Source organism: Mesorhizobium sp. M0991 (genome assembly GCF_040318915.1).
Classification (GTDB): Bacteria; Pseudomonadota; Alphaproteobacteria; order Rhizobiales; family Rhizobiaceae; genus Mesorhizobium.
Genome location: NZ_JAMYNE010000033.1, coordinates 32,838 through 52,950 on the forward strand (window position 1 = coordinate 32,838; position 20,113 = coordinate 52,950).

Sequence of the window (20,113 nt, forward strand, 5' to 3'; positions counted from 1 at the left end):
GATGGTGATGTTGGCAGTCTCAAACGTCAAGACGGGCATCTCGCAGAGGCACACTGCTTGCATTTGGCGAACGTCTATCGATATCAGAACGAAGTAAACTGGCACGCGGGCGCGCTCATAAAAAGCGCCGAAATTGCCTGTCGTGTGCGAATGGCTAGGCGAGGTATGGTGTGTGCCGATAACCATGCGGTTTGAAAACCGGGACGGATGGTCTATGCAGCGCGTCGTTCTGCAAACCATTTATTTGAAAGACAGGTGGCGTTTCGCACGCGCCTTTACGGTTTGACTGACTAAGGGGTGACGTGAGCCATGCTTGATCCGATCGTGAATTTCTTCACCCGGATTTTCCAATGGATTGGTCGCGGCATCGGCCTCGTCATCGGCGCGATCCTGTGGCCGTTCATGTGGGCCGGCCGCTGGTACACGCAGCGCGGCTGGATTCTGAAGGCGGTGGTCGGCCTGGCGCTTCTGGTGCTGATCGGCCTCTACGCCAACTTCTTCTACGCCACCCAATGGTGGAACAAGTTCGACCCCAACTACGTCGACAAATATACCTTCGAGAACCGTAACATCTCGGCCGGTGAACAGGTCTCACCGGGCGCCGGCACCGATACCGCCAAGACCTGCGGAAACTCGGGCATCGCCCAGGTGGCGGCTGACCTCACCGATCTCAACGTCAACCAGAATGCCTGGATCTCGTCGATGATCCTCTACAAGCTCGGTCTGTTCGGCATCGACTGGGATCACACGCCGTTCATGGACAACAAGGCTTCGTTCCAGCGCGGCATCAACCAGGCGGTGCGCCGCACCTCCACCGAGCTTGCCGACAATCTCGGCCGCGTGCGTACGACGTCGCAGATCGACGGCGACCTGCAGGATGCGCGCGGCAATCTGCAGTTCGATGAGGAGACCTGGTATTTCGGCGTAAGCCCGTTCGGCCCGAAGACTCCGACGCCGAGCTATTATCGTGACGCCGTGCGCAAGCTGCGTTCCTTCAACGCCCGGCTCGCCACCTGCCAGGCGACATTCGATGCCCGCGCCGACAATCTGAAACAGTATATCGACCGCATCTCCTCCGACATCGGCTCGACCTCGGCGATCCTCAAGGAGCGCGCTGAAACCCACAACAATGGCTGGTTCGACTTCCGCGCCGACGACCGCTTCTGGTTCGCCTATGGCCAACTCTATGCCTATTACGGGCTGATGAAGGGCGCCCAGGCCGATTTCGAGGACGTGATCAAGGAAAAGCATCTCGGCAATCTGTGGGACACGATGGATGCGCAATTCGTCTCGGCGCTGCGCATCCAGCCCTTCATCATCGCCAACGGCCGCGAGGACGGCTGGCTGTTGCCGAATCACCTAACGACTATTGGCTTCTATATGTTGCGCGTGCGCTCAAACATGGTCGAGATCAGCAACGTCCTTGCACAATAACTCGGTGGATGGAGCGTTGCCGCGCGGCTACGACATCAATTCGTCCCGGCAAGAACTGGTCGGCTGGGCTTCTAACCATGCGCTCCACCGGTCAAAAGCGGAAACAAGCCGATCGACTACGACAACACCCTATGCCGCCAACGTCACAAGATCGAGAACATGTTCGCCAAGCTGAAGGACTAGCGGCGCATCGCGCCCAATTTGACCGCTACGCACACACCTTCTTCGGCAATCTGCATCGCAGCCGCCGTCGCCTTCCGTCTTAATCAATGAGCCTGACGCTAGCTGGCCTGTTAACCAGAGCACGAGGATATCATCGACGCGACCGGTTTCGTTCGATCGGCATTGCTCCAATCCTAGATCAGCCCGCGCATCGTTAGTTCAGCCTTCAGATAGGCATAATAGATCGGCGCGGCGACAAGACCCGGCATACCGAACCAGGCCTCCATGAAAACCATCGCCAGAAGAAGCTCCCAGGCACGCGCATTGATCCGCGAGCCGATAATCTTGGCATTTACGAAGTATTCGAGCTTGTGAATGACGATGAGAAAGGCAAGCGAGCCTAGCGCTGCAAGGAAGGAGATGCTGAGGCTGACAACCACGATCACCGTGTTGGAGATCAGATTGCCGATGACCGGCAGAAGGCCGGCGACGAAAGTCAGCGCTATCATCGTCCTGATGAATGGCAGATCGATTCCGAAGGACGGCAGAACAGCGACGAGATAGATCGCCGTTAGAAACGTATTCAAGGCCGAAATCCGGATTTGCGAGAACACGATGTTGCGAAAGGCCTTGCTCAGAATTTTGACACGATCCGCCAGCGCGATCGCCAATGGGCCGGGCTCGCCCGATTGCGCCGCCGAGCTCACCGCGATCAAGCCGCCGATCACCATGCCGACGATAATGTGGACCACCAGGACGCCGACATCTCGCCCGACGAGTTGAAGCTGGCCGGCATGTTCGCGGAGCCACCGGGCCGCGAAGACTTCCAGTTCCTCGATATTCGACGGAAAATAGGCCATCGCCCAAGTCGGGAGATGGACACGCGCGGTATCGATGATCTCGGCCATCTTCTTGAGGAGCGTCACGACGTTCTCCGAACCGCCAGTCAATTGCGACACGCCGCTAAAGATAGCGGCGGCTATCAGGAGCGTTAAAATCAATGCCACCAAGGTCAGCGCAAGGCTTTTCGTAAGACTGTTGGAGACGCCGATTCGATGGAGCATCGGTGCGGTGAAATGAACGAGGTTGAACACGAGAAGGCCTGAAAGCAGTGCCGGAAGCAGGCCGAGCTCAAGAATGGCGACCAGCGCTATAAGCGCGAGCAGGCACGACGCGAGATAGAACCGTGAGAAAGGCAGCACTTTTCACCTGCTGAAGCAGCCAAGTCCTCTCCGGGTTTCCATTAGCTTTGATACCCGCTGAAGCGCAAGCGAACACGCGCCCAATACGAGTGTGAAGCTAACCGCCTACATTTCTTCCCGGTTTGCAGCTTGATGGTTGTCGGTCATACTTTGATCCATGCGACACGGTCCATCAGGTCGAATTGGCATGTGCGCCTTCGAACCGCTCGTCTTCTGCCGACAAGGCGTGAATCAATCGTCGCGAACGGCAGTAAGAGAAATGCGGCCATCCTGCGCGATCATTGATTTAATGCTGAGCGAGCCGGCGTCCGCTGGGTAATTTGCTGGCCATGACCTTGTCGATGCGTCTGCCGTCAAGATCGACGACTTCAAACCGCCAGCCGTCCGCTTCGACCGTTTCGCCTGTCGCCGGCAAATGGTGCATGTGCGACAGGATGAAACCGGCAACTGTTTCATAATCGCGATTTTCTGGAAGCTCGATGGCAAGGTGATCACACATCTCGTCAACGGGCATATACCCGGCAAGCAGCCATGACCCATCCTCGCGCTGCACGGCGGCCGTTTCTTCCTCGGCTTCCAGATCGGCACGGAACACGCCGGTGATCGCCTCGAGGATGTCTGCCGGCGTCACAATGCCCTCGAAATGACCGTACTCGTCGTGGACCAGGGCAACAGGCACCTGTGCTCCTTTCAGTGTTGTCAGCACATCAAGCGCGTCCGCCTGGTCGTGCACGATCGGCGCATTCTGCAAGTGACGCCTGAGATCGACCTTCTGCGTGAGCATGCCCGCCAGTACCTTGCGGGTCTGCACGACGCCGATCATTGCATCGACCGTACCTTCGGCAATCGGCAGCAGAGAATGCTCCGTCTCGATGATCGCCTTGCGCACTCTCGTTTCTTCCCAGGTAATGTCGATCCAGTCCACATCGGTCCGTGGTGTCATAACGGCGCGCACCGCCCGGTCTCCCAGACGCATGACGCCCGCGATCATCCGGCGTTCGTCTGCCTCGATGGTCCCGTGATGCTCGGCTTCGGCAACCAACATTTTGATTTCCTCATCGGTGACTTTTTCCTTGGACTCGCCTTTTTGGCCTAAAAGCCACAGCAAACCACGACCGGAGAAATCCAGTAAAAACACCAACGGTGCGCCAATTTTCGCAACGACGGTCATCGCCGGAGCTACACGCATTGCTATGCCCTCCGGATTGCGAAGTGCAATCTGCTTGGGAACAAGTTCTCCCACGATCAGAGAGGCATAGGTGATGGCTGCCACTACGATACCGACACCCAAGGCGTCTGCAACGTTGCCGGGCACGCCGCTAGCGGCCAAGAGAGATGACAGGCGCTCGCCCAGCGTGGCGCCTGAGAACGCGCCGGAAAGCACACCCACCAATGTAATCCCTATTTGGACAGACGATAGGAATTTTCCGGGATCGGCACCAAGCGCCAGCGCGCGATTGGCACCCTTCAGGCCTCGTTCGGCCATACCTTTGAGCCGAGCCGGCCGCGCCGAGACAACGGCTAGTTCCGACATTGCAAGCAGGCCGTTGATGCAGATCAGGACGACGACGGTCGCGAGTTCAATGTAAAGCATAGCGAACGTTTAGCATCTGCGAAGCGGGAACGAAAAGGCGCATTCGACCACTAAGTTGCAGCGACCCGTAGCAAGGACCGACGGCAGATACACCAATGCGACTGCTTGAGCGGAAGGTCGGACGAGCTCGTGCTACTGGACTGGTCCGCTGAGCCTGGACGGACGGGACCGATCATAACGTTTAGGGTGAAAAGCAACCTTCCAAGGGCGGTACGCTCGATCAACGCGAGAGTCGTGTTCGAAGATTCGCAAGGCAACAGGTTGGCCGAGATGCCGGTCCCGCGAACGACTTGCTGGCGTCAGCACCAGCACAGTGACCGATACGTCACACCCAGGGCGCGATTATGCCCGGCGATCGCGGTCATGCGTTGACAACCGGCGTGCCACGCTGATTGAGCTTGAATGGTTCATACAGGAACGGGCGGCGAGCATGGGTCTATACCCTGCTCCTCGGGATGACAGAAAAAAACCAAGCACGCGCTCACAGAGCTGACCGCCCTTGTCCTGGTTTTTGCCAACGGATTGGGCCTTGAAGCTCTCGCGAAGGCCTCACGGTCGTTCCTCCCGGAAACCGGTTCGAGCAGCAGCCGCCGATCCCCGCAGCGGCAGCGAATAGGACCCGCGCCTTCAAGACGACTTACGACGCCAAGTACCACAAGATTCTGGCGTTGCTGAGTAACGATAAAAAGCTCGTGCAACAGATCAAAGATGCAGCCACGGCTTATAGCATCGATCCGATCCACATAGTCGGGGCCCTTGTCGGCGAACATACCTACAACGTAAGCAGCGTCGATGCGGCGCAGACCTAGGACGTTCGCCCGTCGCAGAAGTCCTCGAACGATGAGCCCTTCGAGTAACTTTTCCGACTGCTTGACCTTCACGATTCGATCTTAGGCCTATGGACCGAGCGTTTTGAGGCGGCGCGCATCATCGGCGGTCTCAGCCAACAGCCAGTCAGGGAATGTCGTAATTTTAGGGAGCATCGACGTCGCCTTGGGGCAGACGATCCAGTAGGTCTTGGACAATCGCAGCGTCGTGGCGAACGGCCTTACGAGCCGCCCGCTGATGGGGTCCCAGGCCGCAAGCGTGGTGCGGGCGAGTGCGACGCCCTTGCCGTCAATAGCGGCGTCTATGACCATGCTGGCGCGGTTCAAGACTGGCCCATGGGAGAGTTCGGCATTGACCACGCCAGCGGCCTCGAGCCATTCCGACCAGTCCTTTCGTTCATCAAGATGCAGCAACGGAAAGTTCAGCACATCGGACGGCTCGCGCATCCGCTGGTGAAGTTTGGGACTGCAGACCACGAACAGTTGCTCGGAGCACAGGCGGACAACATCATGCCCCGCCCAATTGCCATCGCCATGCCGCACGGCAAGATCGACGTCCTCTCTAGCGAAGTCGACGTGATGCATGACCTCGACGGGGCGGGTGATCTGCTCGGCGAGCGCCAGATAGGTGGGGCGTTGAAATTCCACAAGCATTCGGAGCACGGGCGATCCATTTCGCTTGTCGTTGCCAGGTCAGGCAACGCATTTTGCACCTGCTACTGCCCTTCCCGTCGTTCCTCCGGCGGGCGAACCTTGCGGAACATCGCAAGCAGAAGGATGTCGTAGACAATCTTCAAGGCGCCAGCGATGAGCAGCGGCCAACCGAAACCGGACATCGCGAGCAACGAGCCGGCAAGCATCGGACTGGCGGCCGCCGCGAGGCTGCGAGGCACGGCAGTGACACTCGCCGCTGCCGCTCGCTCACCCGGCGTCACCACCGCCATGACGTAGGAGGTGCGGGTCGGTACATCCATCTGCGACAAGGCGCTCCTGATAAGCAGAAGTACGATGACCGGACCAAGGCTCGGCATGAAGGGAATGAGCAAAAGGCAAAGACTGGACGGCAGGTGGGTAAACACCATGGTGTTTACGAGCCCGATCCGTTTGGAGATTTGCACGGCAACCAGATACGACCCGGCCGACAGGATGCCCGTCAAGAAGAAGATCGCACCTGTAGCAGCGAGCGATAGGCCGTACTGTTGGAAGAGCCAAAGAGCTAACAATGACTGGACCACGAAGCCTCCCGCAAAGGCATCGAGGCTGAAGAGCGCAGCGAGCGTGAGGACAATGGTTCGAGACTTGCGCAATGGCTCTGCCGGTGCCGCACTCGCATCGAGCGGCTCGTCCGGCAGTTTCCGATAAAGGAGCAGCGCTCCAACTCCCAGAAAGGCATAAAGCAGGAAGGCGATCTGGAGAGCTTGCTTGATGTCCAGGTCGACAATCTGGCGGAGTAGGTCGGGGGCGCCGGCCGCCAGAGCGCCGACTGCCCCTATGAGGGAACCGACGAGGCTGTAGCGTGCAAAGAGCGCGGTGCGGTCGCGATCAGTGACACTGTGGGCGAGCTGCGCGTGCTCCAGCGGCAGAAAGACGCTGACGTCGCCAGAGGATGGATTCAGCGTTCCGATGAATGCGACAAGGAGCAGCGGCCAGAAATCCTGAACCAATGCGAAGGCGATCCCCGTGACGGCCATCAGGACGGCAGCTGCGATCAGCAGCGAGCGGCGGGAGAAATGGTGTGCGATAAACCCGACTGTCAAGGTGAGCGCCGCCGAACCCGCGAGCGTCGCGGTCGTGAGAACCCCGATCTTGAAAGCGTTGAAACCAAGTGTGGCCAAATAGGCGGGAAGCAGAAGACTGACGAGGCCGTCGCCGAATGCCCTCAATCCCCTGGATGTCAACAGGAGGGCAGCTGCCGGCCTGGCACCGGCAGGCAGCAGCGAAAACCTCTGTTTGGCCCCCGGTTCGCGCGAAGCATTCGTCGGCGTCTGGGCTGTCAGGGATGCCTCCTGCCGCAGAGTGGTTGCGCCCGCGACACAGCTTAGATCGACCCCGTTGCAACGCCGTAGAGCACGCCGAGGATCGAGCATGCCGCGAGTACGGGGATCATGCCGATCTTGAAACGGAATACCGCGAGCAGCGCCCCGAGCGTCAGCACCAGAGACGGCAGGTTGATGGAGCCGAACACCGGCACGTCCAGCGTCATGCCCAGCCAGCTGACGTCATGCAGCTCGCGGAACAGCACGTGAAGCGCGAACCACACCGCCAGGTTCAAGATCACGCCGACCACCGCCGCCGTGATGGCCGACAGCGCCGCCGACAGAGCCTTGTTGCTGCGCATTGTCTCCATGAACGGCGCGCCAAGGAAAATCCATAGGAAGCACGGGACGAAGGTGACCCACGTCGTCAGCAAGCCGCCGAGCGTTCCGGCGACAAGGGAGTTGAGTACGCCCGGCGCCCGATAGGCTCCCATGAAGCCGACGAACTGCGTGACCATGATCAGCGGGCCAGGCGTGGTCTCGGCCATACCGAGGCCGTCCAGCATTTCTCCCGGCTTGAGCCAGCCATAGTGATCCACACCCTGTTGCGCGACATAGGCGAGTACCGCATAGGCACCACCGAAGGTAACCATCGCCATCTTGGAGAAGAAGATCGCAATGTCAGTGAAGACATTGCCTTGCCCTAACAGCGCTAGCAGCCCGACGACAGGTATCAACCACAGCGCCAGAAAAACTGCCGCGATCTTCAGCGACCAACTGACGGACGGCCGGGCGTGCGCCGGCACCCCTTCGCCGAGCGCTGTATCGGCATCGGCGACCTGCTTGCCGCCGACCTTGCCATGTCCATTGCCCGACTGGAATGCAGCCCACTCAGCTCTTCCCCCCACGTAACCAATCACGCCCGCAATCAAGATAACCAGTGGAAACGGCGCATCGAAGAAAAAGAGAGCGATGAAGGCTGCCGCCGCGAGCCCGACCATGACGTTGTTCTTGAGGGCCCGCTTGCCGATCCGCAAGACCGCCTCAAGCACGATCGCGAGGACCGCCGCCTTCAAACCGAAGAAGAGGGCCTGAACGGCGCCGACGTTGCCGAAGATGGCGTAGATCCAGCTGAGCGCCATGATGGCGATCGCGCCTGGCAGCACGAACAAGATGCCAGCGACGAGACCACCTTTGGTCTTGTGCATAAGCCAGCCGATATAGATGGCCAATTGCTGCGCCTCCGGACCGGGCAGCAGCGTGCAGTAATTGAGCGCATGCAGGAATCTGGTCTCGCCGATCCACCGTTTTTCCTCGACGATGATGCGGTGCATCATGGCGATCTGGCCCGCCGGCCCGCCGAAGCTGAGCGCGGCCACTCGGGCCCACACCCGCGTGGCCTCAGCGAACGAAACGCCATGACCCGGCATGTCGCTTTGTCGGTTTGACGCTGTCACCATACTCTCCGCATTGGCCATGGCTGAGATCACCCGCGCTTGGAGCGGAAATATCGATAGAGATTGTCGAACACCGAAGCGCCCTCGGCGATCCGTTGCTCGTCGCCCGCATTCGCCATGGCGATACCGGCGATCAGGCTGGCGATGCCGGTGGTTTCCTCGCGGCCGAACTTGCCGTCCTTGAGATCGATATCGTGGACAACCTCGGCGATGGCCTGCAGAGCCGTATCGGTAATGCCGGCGCGGGCCAGCAGTACCTCGAAGCTGCAGCGGTCGCCTTCATGGGTGATTTCGCCCTCAAACATGTCGAAGCGCAATTCCCCCTCGTTCGGCACGTATCCCTTGCCCGCCACGAAGCGAATGATGGCATCGGCATCGATGAAGCGACGGATCAGCCAGCTGCAGGCGATCCGGTCGACATACACGTCCCGGCGCGTGACCCAGATCCGGCCCTTGAGCTCGCTCGGCTCCGTCGCCTTCTTCGGTTCCGTGGTCATGGCCTTGTCCTTTATAAGCTGTGCCTCGAGCTCGGCGATCAGTCCCTCGCTGGCGAGGCGACCATTGGCGCCGAAGAAGTCGATCGTCACGACGTCCGCGAGCCGCTTGCGCAAGCGGCCGAGTTGCGGTCGCGCTTCCGCATGTTTTTCCGCTGTCGCGTCGGTCTTGATTGCTGCGGCCAGAGCGCGCGCTTCCTCGACGATCTCTGCATAGTCGGCGTCACGGGCGGCGTCGAAGAGCGCCCGGACCTGGGTGTCCGATAAACCATCGACGAGGCGCGCCTCGCACATCATCGCTTCGCCGCCGCCAGCGACGATCTCCTTGAGAAGCCATTCGAAATCCTCCTGCATCTCGGCATTGGCCGGCAGGGCGTAAACGGTGCTTTTGACTGCGACCGCGCCGATGCCTTGCAACCGTCGCCAGATTTTCACCCGGAAGTAGGCGGGTTTGCTTGGCAGTTGATGGATCAGGAGCAGCCAGCGCTGCTCCTGCGATTGCCCCTCACTCATAAGTGAACCGTATCACGAACAAAGCCAAATGCAACACTTGTATCATTTTCCATTCAGGCATAGCGTTCGTCTCCTCACGGATAGGCCGTGCCGCAGAGGGGGAAACCGATGCCACACCAGATCATGCCGCTGCCGTTCAAGCCGCCTCGCCTCGTCGGCCTCTCCGAGCGGCTGTTGGCAAGCCACTACGAAAACAATTACGGCGGTGCCGTTCGTCGCCTCAACGCCATCGAACAGCGGCTCGACGGACTCGACTGGGGCGCGGCGCCAGTCTTCGACATCAACGGTCTGAAGCGCGAGGAACTGGTTGCCGCCAATTCGGCGATCCTGCACGAAATCTATTTCGATGGACTCGGTGGCTCAGGCGATGCCGCAGGCGATCTCGCTACAGCGCTGGAGCGCGACTTCGGCAGCGTGGCCTCCTGGCGCGCCAAGTTCATGGCGTGTGCGAAGGCGCAGGCCGGCGGCTCGGGATGGACCTTGCTGACCTGGTCGGTGCGCCGCGATCGGCTGACGATCCAATGGGCCGCGGACCATACCAACTGTCTCGCCGGCGGCGTCCCGATCCTCGCGCTCGACATGTACGAGCATGCTTACCACATGGATTTCGGCGCGAAGGCCGGCGCCTATGTCGATGCGTTCATGAAGAACATCCATTGGGAGCGGGTTGCTGCCCGCCACCGCCGAGCCGTCGCGCAGCGTGATCCTTCAACAGTATCTGCATCGGACGACACGGTTCCAGCGATCGCGCCAGAGGAACTGCGGGCGCGTCTCGATCGAGGAGACGATCTCGTCGTGCTCGACGTATGCCTCGCCGAGGATCTGGCTAAACGCAGCGATATGCTGCCAGGGGCCAAGCTCCGAGCTCCCGAGACGATCGCCGATTGGGCTGGTGAACTGCCTAGAGACAGGCCGGTCATCGTCTATTGCGTCTACGGCTTCCAGGTCAGCGGCGACGCCGTCGCCGAACTGCGTCGCCGCGGCATCGATGCAAGCGCGCTTTCAGGCGGCATCGCCGCCTGGCATGCGATCGGCGCGCCGACCGTCCCGCTGATACTCAAGGAAGGAGATGAATCATGAAATGGGTTACCCGCGAACGTCCGGTCATCGACCGCATTGCCTGCCCCTGGCTGATTGCGCGCTTCATCGACAAGGAACCGGAGTTCCTCTTCGTGCCGCCCGATCAAGTGATCCCTATTGCCCAGGAGACGGGTGCGACGCCATACGACGTGCCCGGCGTCGAATTCACCCATGTCGGCGACGGCTGCAGTTTCGATACCTTCGTCTCGAAATACGGCCTCGAGCGCGACCCGGCGATCGTGACCATTGCCGCGATTGTGCGCGGTGCCGACACCGACCGGCATGACCTGACGCCGCAATCGGCCGGCCTGCTGGCGATCTCCATGGGTCTGCGGGATGTGACTCCCGACGACCACGAAGTGCTGAGGCACGGCTTCGTCATATACGACGCACTCTATGCCTGGGCTTCGCGCCGCAAGGGGGAGACGCACAACTGGCCGCCAGCCTCGAAGCCAGCAGCAGCATGACGAATTGGGCAATGGGGGCAGATCACAAGGAGAAAATCCCATGCATGCAAAACTCATGGCCGGAGCAGTGCTCCTGACAATATCGTCGCTGCTCCAGCCCGCGTCGGCTGCTCCCGATTGGCAAATGGTTGCGAAGGCATTCGGCAAGTCCGGAACCGAGATGCCTGATGGCGTCTACCGGGTCGGGCTACCACGAACGGACCTGAAGGTTTCGCTCGATGGCGTGGCCCTGAAGCCCGGCTTTGCGCTTGGAGGCTGGATCGCCTTCGAACCGATGGGGAACCAGGCCATGGTGATGGGCGACGTCGTCCTGACGCAAGATGAAGTGAACCCGGTGATGAAGAAGCTCGAAGAAGGTGGGATCGAAATCACCGCGTTGCACAACCATTTGCTGCGCGCCGAGCCGATGACACTCTACATGCACGTCTTCGGCCAAGGCGACCCGGTCCCGCTCGCTATAGCGCTTCATGCCGGATTGGCGCTGAGCAAAACACCGATGGGAGGCGGCGCCCAGCCGCAAGCCGCTCCGCAGATCGAGTTCGACGCCGCCGGTGTCGACCAAACCATGGGTTATAAGGGTAAGGCCAATGGCGCGGTCTACCAGTTCACGATTCCGCGCGCTGAGCCGGTTGAGGAAAATGGAATGGAAGTGCCGGCGGCCATGGGCTCGGCAATTGCGATCAATTTCCAGTCGACGGGTGGCGGCAAGGCGGCGATCACCGGTGATTTCGTGCTGACCGCAAAGGAGGTCAATCCGGTTATCAAAGCCATGCAGGACGACGGCATCGAGATTACGGCGCTGCATAGCCACATGCTCGATGAGCAACCGCGGCTCTTTTTCATGCATTTCTGGGCGAACGACGATGCGCAGAAGCTGGCGAACGGGCTGCGCGCAGCCCTCGACAAAGTTGCGGTCAAGAAGAGCTAGGTCGGCCCTCTGGTGAGCGTGCAACGTGGCTCGGGCAAACAGTCACGCTGAGTTCGCACAGATAGCGCTATTGCGCCGTCCAGCCCGCCATCCATCGGCAAGGTCCACGCTTTGCGTCCGGCTGTCTGCTTGAACGTCTTTCAACGCGCAGAGATTTGCCAGACGGCTACACCGGCAAGAATAAGGCCGGCAATGCCTTCGATGGACCGCGAAATGACATCGAACAAGCGTGGCCGGCTGTCGAAAAAATGGACCAGACGCTCCCGAAACAGGATCGACAACACGGCCACGCAAGACAGGGTCAGTGCCACGCCGACCATCATGGTGATCGCGAAGAGAATGCCGGCGAACGGAACGCCTCTGGATATCGCGAAGGTCATCGCAAAGAGCGTGAGCGGGCATGGAATCAAGCCAGCCATGACCCCCACCGCCTCGCCTTCGTGCTTGTGGTGATGATGGCCATGGCGGAAGGCACGCCAGATCATCCAGACACCGATCAGGCCAAGCAGGCCGCGACTGACGTCTTCCAGTAGCGGCGCACGGCCAACACTGCCCAGGGCAATGGACACCAACGGCAACGAAAGCGCCGCGATCAGCACGGCAATCGTCACATGCGTGAAGGAAAGTGTCAGCGACACCAGAAGCCCACGCCGGACACTGACATCCGATCCTGCGAGATAGGTGGCAAGCACGGCTTTGCTATGGCCTGGCGTCAGGGCATGCGCCGCGCCGAACAGAACGCCCATCGGCAGAAACGCCGTGAAGGCCAGCCAGCCGCCGCCGGCCGAGAGCAGCTTGATCTGCTCGCCTAGCGCCAGATAGATCGTACGCTGGAATTCGACGAGGGTTTGGAACATCAGGCTGGAACCGGCCTCATCCGCAGGTCAATTCAAAGCGCATGGCGAAGACTCACTTCGGGTTTGCTGTTGAGGCAGGACAGCTGGCATTGCAAGCAGGCCGAATTGCGACACGTGGCTGTTTCTTCAGACAGGTCGCCATTCAGCCAGCACGTGAGCATGATCACAGCGATCCCGGCGACGCTTGGCCTGGCTGGTCCTTGTTCGCCGTCGCGCGAACATAGTTCAGGTTCTTGGTTCCGACGGTGCCGATATCGCTGATCTGGAATCCGCTCTCGGCCAACAGCGAGGCGACCGAATGCATGTCGACATGACCATGCTTGTGGAGCCTGGGCAATCTGGACTTGCGCACCGGCCTGCCGAAATCGATGAGCAACAGCCGGCCTGCTGGCTTCAAGACGCGCGCCGCCTCGCGGATGAAGGCCGATCGAACGGGCTTCGACAGGTGATGCAGCATCAGCGTGCCGACGACGATGTCGAATTGCGCGTCCTTGAAGGGAAGCTCCTGCGCCATCCCCTTGACGAAAGTCAGATCGAGACCAGACCGCTCGGCCTTGGCGCGCGCCCGCTCGATCATTTCGGCCGACGCATCGACGCCGGTGACGCTTCCGTCCGAACCGACCAGCCGCTTCGCGGCAATGGCAAGGGTTCCCGTTCCACAGGCCACATCGAGCATCGCTTCGCCGGGCTGGAGCTTTGCCGGGCGAAGCATGAACTCGCGAAACCGGCCCTCGCGCCCAAAGGTCAGAACGCGCGCAAGCAAATCATAGGCCGCCGCCCGGTGCAGGACGATGCCGATGCCCCTGTCGCTCGCGCCGTGCGCACCGTTGCCGACCGGCGCCCTGTGACGCAGGCTGCCCCATAGCGCCAATCCCGCGATCACCGCAAGGACGAGGCCGTGGAATGCCGCCGTCCAGGCGCCAGCCTGAACATAGCCCATGCCCAATTTGGCGAGGACGAGGAAGCCGGCGACCAGCGACAGCTTGGCAAGCAGGGCCAACGCAATCACGGTCTTGCGCGAATGCGGTCCGTTGCCGGCGTGATGATCAGATGAGTGCATGTCTGGCGACCTTCTGCTTCATTGCGGTGTGCTCAAACCCGATTTGAGCTCCTGGACTTGGCGTATCATAATGGACACACTGTCTGGAAATGCTGTTGTCGGACACCGGACCGCCGAATGTCCGAAACCGGGCACTGCAGAAGGCCATGGCCATGAAAATCGAACGTGCGGGTGAGCGGAACACGATCGATCGACGCGTCGCACGGACGCGCGGACTGCTGCAGGACGCGCTCATCGCCCTGATCCCGGAGCAGGGATATGCTGCCATCACTGTCGACGACATTTGCCAGAGGGCCAATGTCGGCAGGTCGACCTTCTATACCCACTATCCCGACAAGGATGCTCTGCGCAGCGCGACCATCGAGGCGCATCTGCGGTCGATCGGCCGCAGGCGCGAGGCGGCAAGTCAAGCAACAGGTAGCCGCCTGTTCGAGTTCAGCCTGCCCATGTTCGAGCACGCCCATGCATTCCGACCGCTTCACCACGCGTTGCTTGCAAGCAGCGGCGATACGATCCACGACGAATTGCGTGAGCGTATCCGGCGAGCCGTCCGGGAAGAACTCGTCGAGAAACGGATCAGCGATCGTGGCGTGCCTGCCGAATTCGCCATTCAGTTCATCGCCGGCGCATTTCTTGCGATCCTCGCCTGGTGGGTCGCCACTGACGTGAGCCTTTCACCGGCACAGGCTGACGACCTGTTCCAGAGGATGGCGGGAAAAGGTATCGGCGCCTAATGTGTGCAGAGTTCCGATTCCTGAACAGTGACTGATTTTGCGGCAGCGAGCCTGATCGGCTAGAGTGCCGGCGTGGCAGCCGCCAGCGCGACGAACCGGCTCCCGTCAGCCGCATGTCAGTTCAAGGCGTGTCGCGAAAATCTTGCCTAGATTGGTCCCCGTCGGGTCACTGAAGAATGCGTCTGTCAGGCTCTTCTGGTTCTGCGCGATGGCCGTGTCCGGATCCGGACGCACGACCGCGCGCGAGCAGCCTTCAGGCAGGCCAGCCACAGCAATCTTGTCGTCGTCGGTAAAATCGATCGCCGTATAGAAGGTCGGGTCGTAGACGCCGATGCTGACTTTTCCAGCAAGAGCCAACGGGTCCTTCGGCTGCGTTTCGAACTGGACGACGAGTTGATCGTTTTCATAGCTGACGCTGAATTTCGGCGGCGGCGCCATCGTCACGTCCTTGCCGTTCAAGGTCACCATCTGAAAATAGTTGTACTCGGCCAGCGACGCATGGATGGTGAGGGCGACTTCATCGAGTTCCTTGGCATCAAGGACAAGGTCGGAATTCTTGTCGAATTCCATCAGCACAGTGCTGGAAAAGAGGTCGTCGAAACGCCAGAGATGCCGAAGTGACTTGACCATCCTGTCTGGACCGACGGTCAGATCCAGCTTCGCTTCGGCAAACACATGCGGATGGGCGTTCGCCGCCCCGGCGGAAGCGAGCAACAGCGCGACGCCTGATACCATGCCTGTCAGTCGCATTTTCACTCGCATTTCATCGCTTCCGGATCAGGCAGGACACCTGCCATTGCAAGCAGGCCGAAATGGGACGGGCCAAAGCCCATACCAACCTTGATCGATCAGGGCTGTGTTGCTTCATCTAAAGAGGCAGCTACCCAAGGTCGCCCTTCAGCCAATGTTTGAGCATGATCACCGCGATACCAGCAAGGATTGCCAGCACTATCATCCAGATGATCTTTTGCTTATCGCTCAACTTTCTGCTCCGGATCGATGCCGAGGAATGGTTCCTACCGCGAGTTCCTTGCAAACGCAAAAAAATCCGCGTCTCTTCCGAGAGACGGGCCATCGAGGATCGAGGGCTAGAATTTTACACACCCTTGCTGCATATCGTCCACATGGCCGAAAGACGCGGCATACTGGCATTTGTGGTTGGCGCGGTCGTCGGTTCGCTTGGCGGACTAATTGGCCTTGGCGGGGCAGAGTTCCGACTTCCCTTCCTCATCGGGCTGTTCCGGTTTGCCGCTCTTGAAGCGGTAATTCTGAACAAGGCCACCAGTCTGGTGGTGGTTGCGTCTGCCCTGCCCTTCCGGGCCGCTACCGTCCCTTTAGCCGCCGTCGCAGCTCATTGGCCGGTCATTCTCAATCTGCTGGCGGGTAGCCTAGCCGGTGCCTGGTTCGGTGCGGGTTGGGCAACAAGGCTCAAATCCGAAACTCTCTATAAGGTGATTTCCGCACTGCTGCTGCTAATCGCCATTGTCTTAGTCTTCGGCCACGATCCGAGCGCAACAAACCTGCGGCCTTTCAGCGGGCCGGCGTTGATCATTGCCGGGATCATCGCCGGCTTCGCCATCGGCGTCGTGGCGTCGCTGCTTGGTGTAGCCGGTGGGGAACTGCTTGTCCCCACGCTCGTCCTGCTTTTCGGGATCGACATCAAGCTTGCCGGGAGCATGTCGCTTGCGGTGAGCCTTCCGACGATGATGGCCGGTTTCACCCGCTATTCGCAGGACCAAAGCTTTGGCGTAATTGCGAGGAACAAATGGTTCGTGGTCCTGATTGCTGCGGGGTCGATTGTCGGGACATGGATCGGCGGCATGTTGTTGGGCATCGTGCCAGAGAAAGTGCTGCTGCCTCTGTTGGCTGCTATCCTCGTCATCTCGGCCTACAAGGTGTGGCGCCACGAGTAGCACCATCGGAATCACTACCCTTGGTCGCCATCGGCCGCCTGTTCACCCCGATTAATCATCGGCTATCGAGCTTGCAATGATCATGCTCGACTTGATCCGGGACCTTGGCGACGTCAAATGGACGAGCTGCTTTCGATTGCCGGCAATCAATATGTAGAGTTTGGAGACGTGAGCCCCGTTTCTGTCCTCGCCGATTTTTTCGGCGTCCGTCCGGGCGAAAAAACGCTCCTCGAATGCCGTGCGGTCGACATCGAACAGCCTGATTGAGCAGGTTTGCACGGCGCTGCCGTTCAAGGTGGCTTTTGTCACCGCGATCATGGTTTTGGCCGGTAGTTCGTCGCCGGCCGCCACCCAACCCTGGAAGGCTTTTACGTCATCGACCGGAGCAAGCGCTGCGTCGCCGGACAGCGGTGTCCATCCACGCTTCTTTGCAACAGCGGCGGTTCGCTCGAAATCTGGCCCGTGCGCAAGACAAATCCCGTGAAAAGCTTCCAACGCCAGATCGACATTATCGGCATGCGCCAGCGGCGATGTCAGCCACATAGCTGCAAATGCCAGGACAAAACATGCCTTCGACATTCAGCGCGCCTCAGTCAGGAGAACGGGACAATCCACACGATCAAGATGGACCCTCTGGCAGCGTGGTCAAGAGGGGCTGCAACGACCATCCTTCAGATCACCGGGCGGTGGGCGCTATCTGCGAGGTGACAGGCGGCAACGCCGCCGTGGGGCACCATCCGCAAAATTGGTTCCTCGACCCGACAGATATCGATCGCCACGGGACAACGCGTGTTGAACCGGCACCCGGGAGGCGGCGCGCTTGGGCTCGGCGGATCGCCGGCGAGAATGATCCGGCGGCGCCCGGCTTCGATGCGGGGATCAGGAGAAGGAACAGCCGACAGCAACGCTTGGCTGTAGGGATGGGCCGGCTCGCGAAACAGCGGCCGGGTCACGCCGGCTTCCGAGATACGGCCGAGATACATCACCGTCACGTCGGAGCAGACCTCGCGCACGATCGCCAGGTCATGCGCGACAATGAGGATGGTCAGACCAAGCTGCTTTTGCAACGACGTAAACAGGTTGACGATCTGCGCCCGGATGGAAACATCGAGCGCGCTGAGTGGTTCGTCGCAGACCAATATGGATGGTTTGAGGGCGAGCGCGCGCGCAATCGAAACGCGCTGGCGCTGGCCGCCGGAAAGCGACCTTGGCAAACGGTCGAGCACGGTCCCAGGCAGCGCAACCAGATCCAGAAGCTCGGCGATACGGCGGCGGCGCTCTGCCGACGAGCCGAGGCGATGGATCTGCAGCGGCTCCTCCAGCGTCTGATAGACGGTCTGGCGGCGGCTCATCGACCCCAACGGGTCCTGGAAGACGAACTGGACTTCACGGCTGAACGACTTCCTGTCCGATTTCAGCCATTCGGCGCGATCTCTTCCCCCAATCAGGACAGTGCCCTCGCTCTCCTTCTGCAAACCGACAATGGTGCGCGCCAGCGTGGTCTTGCCGCAACCGGACTCGCCGACAATGCCGTGGAACGCTCCGCGCGCGACCGACAGGTCTATGCCATCGACCGCCCGCACCGCGCCCGCGCCCGAGCGGTTGGCGAAATGGACTTTCAGCCCCTTGACTTCGATCGCCGCGAAATCAGACATGAACGGCAATCCCTTCTCGCCGAAGCACGACCGGGCAGGCCACGCGATGCGGATTTGCCGAGATCGATATCGTCTGAAGCGGAGGTCGGTGTTTTCGGCAACCGGCTTCGACCAATTCGCAGCGGTCAGCGAAACGGCAACCCGGCTCCAGCCTGATCTGGCTTGGCGGCAGGCCCGGTATCTCGCGCGTAGCCACATTGTCGTCAGCACGAAAATCCGGCACCGACGCGAGCAGCCCGCGCGTATAGGGATGGACCGGCTGCGTCAGCACATCCATCGCCGTCCCCTCCTCCGCCACCTGTCCGGCGTATAGCACGATGACGCGGTCGGCGACGGAAGCGACAACGCCGATGTCGTGCGTGATCAGCACGACGGCGATGCCGTCCTCGCGCTGGATCTGGCGGATGAGCTCCAGGATTTGCGCCTGGACGGTGGCGTCCAGCGCCGTTGTCGGCTCGTCGGCAATCAGTACGCGCGGCCGGGCCGCGAGCGCCAGCGCGATCATCGCACGTTGCAGCATGCCGCCCGACATTTCGTGCGGATAGCGGTTGTAGCGATCCTCAGGGTCCGGAATGCCGGAGCGTGCCAGAAGCGAAACCGCTTGCTTGCGCGCAGCCTCGCGCGACAGGCCGGCGAAGCGGCGCGCCTGGCGCGCCAACTGCGGGCCGATTTTCAGCATCGGGTTGAGCGCGCTCATCGGGTCCTGGAAAATCACGCCGAAATAGCGCCCGCGCAGGTCCGACAATTGCCGGGAACCGATGCTGAGCAGTTCGCTTCCGTCGGCTCGCGCTGACCCTTTCATGTCCACCGTCACACCTTCGGGCAGCAGGCCGAGGGGGCCGAGCGTCATGACGGTCTTTCCCGAACCGCTTTCGCCGACGACCGCGACCGTTTCTCCAGGACGGACATTGAACGACACCCCGTCCACCGCCCGCACAGAAACGGTGGTGGCGTAGAGATCGATGACCAGGTTCTCGATCGAGTAGATCGGCTGATCGTCGCTCATGAGGTCGTTCCCGTTTCGACGGCATTGCGCTCGGCTTCTTCGCGAGCGCGCGCCCTTCGACGTTTGCGCAACGTCGCGCCGCGAACCGGCCGCGGCACCTTTTGCAATGCGAAGGCCTCGCCCAGAAGGTTGAAGCTGACCACGACCAGTGTCAGTGCGAGGCCGGGCAGCACGACAAGGCGTGGAACCTCCTCGATGTAGCTCATGCCGTCGACGAGCATCTGGCCCCATTCCGGTGTCGGCGGTGCGACGCCAAGTCCGAGAAAGCTGAGCGTTGCGATGGCCAGCACAAGGGCACCGGCGTCGGCGCTTGCATAGACGACGACGAGAGCCAGCACGTGCGGCAGGATATGGCGGACAAAGATCCACAGATGGCCGGCGCCCATGACCCTCGCCGCTTCGATGTAGGGCTGCTGCAGCTCGGCCGTGACGACGGCGCGGCTCATACGGGCATAGTTCGCCCACCACGCCAAGGTGAGCGCCGTGATCATCGACCAATAGCCGGTGCCCAGAATGCCGATCAGCGCCAGCGCGATCACCAGGCTCGGAAGCGCCAGCGCAATGTCGATGATGCTGATCAGCACGAGTTCGACACGACCGCCGACATAGCCGGCGAAGGAGCCGATCGTCACGCCGATCGCCAGGGCGGCGACGAGCACGATGACCATGGCCACCAGGGAAATGCGGGCGCCACCAACGATGCGGCTGAAGACGTCTCGGCCGAGATAGTCGGTGCCGAGCCAGTGGCTCCAGC

The 20,113-nt window shown here is 60.7% G+C and carries 19 protein-coding genes and 1 pseudogene; 7 read left to right on the plus strand and 13 right to left on the minus strand.

Going from position 1 to position 20,113, the window contains the following annotated elements:
* The first annotated feature begins 309 nt into the window (after positions 1–309).
* Entirely contained in the window at positions 310–1,434 is a 1,125-nt protein-coding gene (locus tag NKH70_RS30080) for a DUF2333 family protein (RefSeq protein WP_353026904.1), read from the plus strand.
* 356 nt (positions 1,435–1,790) lie between these two features.
* On the opposite strand, the gene NKH70_RS30085 is transcribed toward NKH70_RS30080, so the two are convergent.
* Positions 1,791–2,798: an AI-2E family transporter gene (locus tag NKH70_RS30085; RefSeq protein WP_352561869.1), complete on the minus strand. Its 1,008-nt coding sequence runs from the start codon at positions 2,796–2,798 to the stop codon at positions 1,791–1,793.
* A gap of 286 nt (positions 2,799–3,084) precedes the next feature.
* Positions 3,085–4,392 (minus strand): hemolysin family protein, encoded by a 1,308-nt coding sequence (locus NKH70_RS30090; protein WP_352883531.1) that lies wholly within the window; start codon positions 4,390–4,392, stop codon positions 3,085–3,087.
* A gap of 554 nt (positions 4,393–4,946) precedes the next feature.
* Here NKH70_RS30090 and NKH70_RS30095 point away from each other — a divergent pair.
* A pseudogene (locus NKH70_RS30095) lies at positions 4,947–5,201 on the plus strand (DUF1402 family protein); the annotation flags it as partial.
* Between the two features lie 87 nt (positions 5,202–5,288).
* On the opposite strand, the gene NKH70_RS30100 reads toward NKH70_RS30095, so the two are convergent.
* The 4 genes from NKH70_RS30100 to NKH70_RS30115 all read right to left on the minus strand — a co-directional run bounded on the left by NKH70_RS30100 (position 5,289) and on the right by NKH70_RS30115 (position 9,659).
* Positions 5,289–5,873, minus strand: coding sequence for a LysR substrate-binding domain-containing protein (locus tag NKH70_RS30100; protein ID WP_353026906.1), 585 nt, complete (start codon positions 5,871–5,873; stop codon positions 5,289–5,291).
* Between the two features lie 62 nt (positions 5,874–5,935).
* A complete protein-coding gene (locus tag NKH70_RS30105) occupies positions 5,936–7,102 on the minus strand; it encodes an MFS transporter (RefSeq protein WP_353026908.1) in 1,167 nt (388 codons plus the stop codon).
* A gap of 155 nt (positions 7,103–7,257) precedes the next feature.
* Positions 7,258–8,673: a chromate efflux transporter gene (gene chrA / locus NKH70_RS30110; RefSeq protein ID WP_353026910.1), complete on the minus strand. Its 1,416-nt coding sequence runs from the start codon at positions 8,671–8,673 to the stop codon at positions 7,258–7,260.
* 8 nt (positions 8,674–8,681) lie between these two features.
* Complete coding sequence (locus NKH70_RS30115) at positions 8,682–9,659, minus strand: chromate resistance protein ChrB domain-containing protein (protein WP_352561874.1); 978 nt, start codon at positions 9,657–9,659, stop codon at positions 8,682–8,684.
* A gap of 108 nt (positions 9,660–9,767) precedes the next feature.
* Between NKH70_RS30115 and NKH70_RS30120 the strand changes: the two genes are divergently transcribed.
* Genes NKH70_RS30120 through NKH70_RS30130 form a run of 3 tightly spaced genes read left to right on the plus strand, consistent with a single transcriptional unit; the run spans position 9,768 to position 12,134 of the window.
* Complete coding sequence (locus NKH70_RS30120; protein ID WP_353026913.1) at positions 9,768–10,739, plus strand: Fe-Mn family superoxide dismutase; 972 nt, start codon at positions 9,768–9,770, stop codon at positions 10,737–10,739.
* Positions 10,736–11,206 (plus strand): chromate resistance protein ChrB domain-containing protein, encoded by a 471-nt coding sequence (locus tag NKH70_RS30125; RefSeq protein ID WP_353026915.1) that lies wholly within the window; start codon positions 10,736–10,738, stop codon positions 11,204–11,206. The genes NKH70_RS30120 and NKH70_RS30125 overlap by 4 nt, the downstream gene beginning before the upstream one ends.
* Positions 11,207–11,261: 55 nt before the next feature.
* On the plus strand, positions 11,262–12,134 hold the full coding sequence (locus NKH70_RS30130) for a DUF1259 domain-containing protein (RefSeq protein ID WP_502908426.1): 873 nt from the start codon (positions 11,262–11,264) through the stop codon (positions 12,132–12,134).
* Between the two features lie 140 nt (positions 12,135–12,274).
* On the opposite strand, the gene NKH70_RS30135 is transcribed toward NKH70_RS30130, so the two are convergent.
* Positions 12,275–12,991, minus strand: coding sequence for a HoxN/HupN/NixA family nickel/cobalt transporter (locus NKH70_RS30135; RefSeq protein ID WP_352561878.1), 717 nt, complete (start codon positions 12,989–12,991; stop codon positions 12,275–12,277).
* Between the two features lie 163 nt (positions 12,992–13,154).
* Complete coding sequence (locus tag NKH70_RS30140; protein WP_353026919.1) at positions 13,155–14,051, minus strand: class I SAM-dependent methyltransferase; 897 nt, start codon at positions 14,049–14,051, stop codon at positions 13,155–13,157.
* Positions 14,052–14,203: 152 nt separating this feature from the next.
* Here NKH70_RS30140 and NKH70_RS30145 point away from each other — a divergent pair, with 152 nt between their 5' ends.
* On the plus strand, positions 14,204–14,785 hold the full coding sequence (locus tag NKH70_RS30145; protein ID WP_353026920.1) for a TetR/AcrR family transcriptional regulator: 582 nt from the start codon (positions 14,204–14,206) through the stop codon (positions 14,783–14,785).
* Between the two features lie 105 nt (positions 14,786–14,890).
* On the opposite strand, the gene NKH70_RS30150 is transcribed toward NKH70_RS30145, so the two are convergent.
* On the minus strand, positions 14,891–15,535 hold the full coding sequence (locus NKH70_RS30150; RefSeq protein WP_502899425.1) for a DUF1007 family protein: 645 nt from the start codon (positions 15,533–15,535) through the stop codon (positions 14,891–14,893).
* A 374-nt stretch (positions 15,536–15,909) separates the two neighbouring features.
* Here NKH70_RS30150 and NKH70_RS30155 point away from each other — a divergent pair, with 374 nt between their 5' ends.
* Positions 15,910–16,698 carry a sulfite exporter TauE/SafE family protein gene (locus tag NKH70_RS30155; protein WP_353026928.1) on the plus strand — a complete coding sequence of 263 codons (789 nt, stop codon included), beginning with the start codon at positions 15,910–15,912 and terminating at the stop codon, positions 16,696–16,698.
* Positions 16,699–16,749: 51 nt separating this feature from the next.
* Here the strand turns inward: NKH70_RS30155 and NKH70_RS30160 are convergent, their stop codons facing one another.
* The 4 genes from NKH70_RS30160 to NKH70_RS30175 all read right to left on the minus strand — a co-directional run.
* Positions 16,750–17,277, minus strand: a complete 528-nt coding sequence (locus NKH70_RS30160; protein ID WP_353026921.1) for a hypothetical protein — start codon at positions 17,275–17,277, stop codon at positions 16,750–16,752.
* A 92-nt stretch (positions 17,278–17,369) separates the two neighbouring features.
* On the minus strand, positions 17,370–18,353 hold the full coding sequence (locus tag NKH70_RS30165) for an ABC transporter ATP-binding protein (RefSeq protein WP_353026922.1): 984 nt from the start codon (positions 18,351–18,353) through the stop codon (positions 17,370–17,372).
* Positions 18,346–19,359 carry an ABC transporter ATP-binding protein gene (locus NKH70_RS30170; RefSeq protein ID WP_353026923.1) on the minus strand — a complete coding sequence of 338 codons (1,014 nt, stop codon included), beginning with the start codon at positions 19,357–19,359 and terminating at the stop codon, positions 18,346–18,348. The genes NKH70_RS30165 and NKH70_RS30170 overlap by 8 nt, the downstream gene beginning before the upstream one ends.
* A partial coding sequence (locus NKH70_RS30175; RefSeq protein WP_353026925.1) for an ABC transporter permease occupies positions 19,356–20,113 on the minus strand: 758 nt, incomplete at its 5' end. The genes NKH70_RS30170 and NKH70_RS30175, both read right to left, overlap by 4 nt.